3 protein-coding genes are annotated in these 4,521 nt (G+C 61.2%); 1 reads left to right on the top strand and 2 read right to left on the bottom strand.

Annotation, left to right across the window (positions count from 1 at the left end; translation table 11 throughout):
* The first annotated feature begins 36 nt into the window (after positions 1-36).
* The gene (locus ACI38B_RS03830; RefSeq protein ID WP_439729591.1) at positions 37-1,329 is read left to right on the top strand and encodes a diacylglycerol/lipid kinase family protein; all 1,293 of its coding nucleotides are present in this window, start codon (positions 37-39) and stop codon (positions 1,327-1,329) included.
* 1 nt (position 1,330) lies between these two features.
* Here the strand turns inward: ACI38B_RS03830 and ACI38B_RS03825 are convergent, their stop codons facing one another.
* Positions 1,331-2,212 (bottom strand): PRD domain-containing protein, encoded by an 882-nt coding sequence (locus tag ACI38B_RS03825; protein WP_439729590.1) that lies wholly within the window; start codon positions 2,210-2,212, stop codon positions 1,331-1,333.
* Positions 2,213-2,238: 26 nt separating this feature from the next.
* Positions 2,239-4,356 carry a glucose PTS transporter subunit IIA gene (locus ACI38B_RS03820; protein ID WP_439729589.1) on the bottom strand — a complete coding sequence of 706 codons (2,118 nt, stop codon included), beginning with the start codon at positions 4,354-4,356 and terminating at the stop codon, positions 2,239-2,241.
* Between the last annotated feature and the right edge of the window lie 165 nt (positions 4,357-4,521).

Here is a 4,521-nt window from a genome sequence, read left to right as displayed (position 1 = left end):
AAACAGGTAAGAATGGAACCTATGCAGTCGTCCAAGATGCCCATAGCGGTTGTTGTTATCGCAATCATCATCGCGGTCGTAGCGATTAGTGTCGCCGTATTCTTCCTTGTCCGCCATCTGCGCCGCCAGCATGTCGCCAAGGTACTGGAACAGCGTGAAGACGACCAGGTTCATTACGCGTTCATCATCAATCCGTCCAAACCGCAGGCCAACGAGCGGCGCCGCCAGATCAAGTCGTTCTGCGAAAGCAAAGGCATCAAACAATTCGAGTTCATTGACACGCAGCTTGACAAGGACGGCCGCGCGTGCGCACTCGAAGCGCTCGGGCACGGCGCTGACGTCGTGGTCGCAGTGGGCGGCGACGGCACGGTGCGTACGGTGGCGAGCGCGATGTCGGGCAGCGGGCATGCGATGGGCATTCTGCCGATCGGCACGGGTAATCTGTTCGCCCGGAATCTCAACATTCCGGTGGATGACTTCGAGGCGGCCCTGACCATCGCCACATCGCACGGTTCAAGGAAGGTCGACGTCGGGCGCCTGTCTCTGCTGGACGACCCGAATGAAGATCACCCGCATGCGTTCATGATCATCGGCGGGGTAGGTTTTGACGCGCAGATGATTGAGGAGACCGATCCGCAACTCAAGAAGAACATCAGCTGGCTGGCCTACTTCGTCAGCGGGGCGAAGAACCTGTTTACGCCGAAATTCAAGGCGGATGTGACCGTGACCGACGCGCACGGCAACACGCACACGGTTGACGGACTGGTATTCCGCACGTTCATGGCCGGCAATTGCGGCGAAATACCGGTGTTTTCGCTGATGCCCAGCGCGTCCTATGATGACGGGCTACTTGATTTCGAGATCATCGACACGACCGGCGGCCTGCTTGGCTGGGCGAACCTGTTCAATGACGTGGTTCATCAGACCATCACCAAGAAGCCGCAGCAAAGCCCGCTGTCCACAAATTCGACCATCGAGCAGATGCAGGGCGTCAGCGCCGAAATCAAGCTGGAAAAGGCGGCGCTTGCGGAGGTGGACGGCGATATGCTCGGTCGTACACGGCATATCCTCATCGCCGTCGATCGTCAATCGCTGACCGTGCGTGCTCCGGAAAGCGACCCAGTCAAGGCGAGCGCGGCGGTTCCGGCATCCGTAACGGCAACAGCGTCAGGAGCAGCCCCCACCCCCGCGGCAGCAACAGTATCAGCGCCAGCATCCGCGCCGGCAACATCACTGGAGTCTGAGTCGAGTTGCGCACCCAAGTCGCCGTCAGTACGCACCTGCGCACCCGAAACCGCTCCCGCGGTTGCCCCGGCAACAGCAATCTGAATCAATCGCGCTGAGCATCCGTCGGCAACGCGTCATCCTGTTCGCGTTCATCGATGTCTGATACCACGCGGGCGACGTGCAACGCCAGATAAGCGATTTCCGCGGGAGTCAGATCCGCGCCCAATCGGATTGCGACGACATCGGCGATTTTCTGCGCGCATCGCATCTGATCGGGATAGGATTGCCTGATCGCCTCAATCACCGGCTCAGGCTCGCTGTCCAATTGGCGACCTTGGTAGATGCGCACGAACAGGTAACGCAGATGCGTGATGAACCGGCCGACACTGATATTGTGCTGGCCGAGCGAAACATTATAGGTCTTCTCGATGATGACGAGCATCTGTTGGATAACGCCCGTCATGGTATAGGTATACGACAAATCCCCGTTGGAAAAGCCCGCATTGACCAGATGCAACGCGAACGCCACCGCCTCGCTGCGGGGCAGGGCATCATGCAGGTTGTCGTTGAGCGCTGAAACCAGCGCCTCCCCTTGGACATACTCCCTGGCGTACAGGGAACGGACCTCCGCGTCGAGCGGGTATTCCACGGCGGTGCCGCGCTTGGCCCGACGCAACGCGCCGACCACATGATCGGCGAGCGCCATGACGAGCGTAGGCGATTGCTCGGCTTGCTGGCCGAGCCCCACGCGCGTCATGGCGTCAGTGACTAGCCGAATCGTCTCCGGAGGGATATCCGCAAGCAATTCAGCTACATGATCAGGATCGCGGCCGTCGGAAGGAACGAATTTCCGCACGACCTTGGAGTCGTCGACCTTCTGGCCGGGCTTGGCTTTGAAACCAAGGCCCCGGCCGGTGAGGATGACCTCCTGGTCGCCGTCGCGCGCAAGCACGACATTGTTGTTGAAAACGCGGAGAATGTCCACGACGTTCCTTCCGATCAGCCCGCGATTCAGCGGGAGATCTCCAGGACGGTGTCTCCCGGCTTGACGTCGATGCCCGTCTTCGGGGTCACCCCGCCAAGCGCCGCGGTGTTCAGAACCGTCATCAGCGTGACGGTGTTGAAGCCTGCCGCCTTGACTCTATCAAAGTCCACGGTCACCAACTTGTCGCCGGCGTTGACGCGTTGGCCCTTGATGACGACCGGGGTGAAGCCCTCGCCGTTCATCTTGACCGTGTCGATGCCGACGTGCACGAGCACTTCGACCCCGTCATCGGTCTTGATGCCGAAGGCGTGGCCGGTCTCCGCGACCGTCGACAGCTCGCCGGACACCGGGGCGTACACGGTGGAGTCAGTGGGCTGGATGCCGACGCCCTCGCCGAGCGCGCGGGAGGCGAACACCGGGTCGCCCGCCTCATCCAAGGAGATGACGTGGCCGGCAACCGGGGCGACAACCGTATCAGTCGCGGTCTTGGTCGCGGTAGCGGTAGCAGTTGCAGCGGTATTGTCGCTCGCGGCGGCCGGGGCTTCGACCTCGTCCATCGACTGCTGGGCTTCCACCGCATGATCGGCGGCCTTCTGCTCCGGGGTGCGGTAGTCAAGCGTGATGATCAGGAACATGGACACGAAGAACGCCACAGCGATGGCGATCGCATAGACCCACATCTGGCTGAACACCGGGATGGTCAGCAGCGAGGTGAAGGCGAAGGCCGTGGTGGTCACGCCGTGCACAACCTGGCCGTTGGCGAGCGTGGACGGGAAGATCCAGCCGAGGATCGCGATGACAACGCCACCGATGAAGCAGCCGATGAGCATGCGCTTGTACACCAGCTTGTAGCGCAGGTGGATGCCGTACAGGCTCGGCTCGGACACGCCGCCGAGCAGGCCTGCCATGAGCGCGCCGAACGCGGTCTGACGCATGTCGACGTTCTTCTCGCGCATCGCGATGACCAGCACGCCTGCGGTCGCGCCGAAGCAGGCGAAGTTCCACACGCCCATCGGGCCCTGGATGAAGTCGTAGCCCAGCGTGTTGATGTTGACCAGCATGAGGGCGTTGAGCGGCCAGTGCAGGCCGAGAGGCACGAGGAACGGATAAAGCATAGGAATGAGGATCGCGAAGATGAACGGCGCGTTGTTGTTCAGCCATGCTAGGCCGACACCGAGGCCGTTGCCGACCCACACACCCAGCGGGCCGAGCAGGAAGGCGGTGACCGGGATCATGATGATCATGGACAGGAACGGCACGAACACCATCTGCACACTGTCGGGGATGATCCGCTCGAGGCCCTTGTAGACGAGCGCGAGCACGGCGACCATGAACAGCGGCACGAACACGGAGCCGGAGTAGTCGTTGAGCTGCAACGGCAGGCCGAACACCTTGGTGGTGCACGACTGGGTACCCAGCGTGGCGTTGGTCACGCAGTTGAGGGCGCTCTTGGCCGCGGCCAGACCGCTCTTGTCGCCGAAGATGCCCGCCCACTTGTCAGGCGCGGACAGGGCCATGAACTGCGGGGTCATGAGGGCCGCCATGATGGTGGCGCCGACCCAGCCGTCGACCTTGAGCTTCTTCGCGCCGTTGTAGGCGATCATGATCGGCAGGAAGTAGAACACGCCCTCGTATGCTGCCTTGCACAGCAGCAGGGTCGGGCTTTCCGTGTCGTTGGAGATGACATGGCAGGCGATGAGCACGTTGAGAATCGCGATGATCAGCGACGCGCCGAGCAGCACGTTGATGATCGGACGGAACGTGTCGGACAGGAACTCGAAGAAGTTGTCCACCCATGCGTGCTTGCCCTTGACCTTGGAACGTTCCTGGGCCTTGACTTCGGCGTTGGACAGCTTCTTGGAGCCGTCGTTGTTGACTTCGCCGCCGCCGATATTGGCCATTTCGGGCAACTGCATGATCTTGTCGTACATGGTGGCGACACCGCCGCCGATGACGACCTGGTAGCGGTCACCGCTCTGCGGGACGGCACCGAGCACGCCTTTCATGTGCTCGAGGCGGTTCTGGTCCACCTTGCCTGCGTCGACAAGCTCGAACCGCAGACGGGTGGCGCAATGCGTCAGGCTCTTGATGTTGCCCGGACCACCGACCGCGTCGATGATCTGCGAGGCAGTTGATTCAGCCATCGTCTTTCCTTCCTTGGACTGTTCTTCCACTTCGTATTTACAAGGCGTCAACAAAAAAGACCCGAGACTCGGCGGCAGATATGACAATGCCACCATGTCTCAGGTCTTGCGTCTTGTTTGACTTGCAACCCTGCAATTAACGAATTGCTTACACTATAGCGCCGC

This window comes from Bifidobacterium sp. (genome assembly GCF_051876855.1).
GTDB lineage: Bacteria > Actinomycetota > Actinomycetes > Actinomycetales > Bifidobacteriaceae > Bifidobacterium.
Note: the sequence above shows the minus strand (reverse complement) of the source record. Positions and strands in the feature narration are given on the sequence as shown.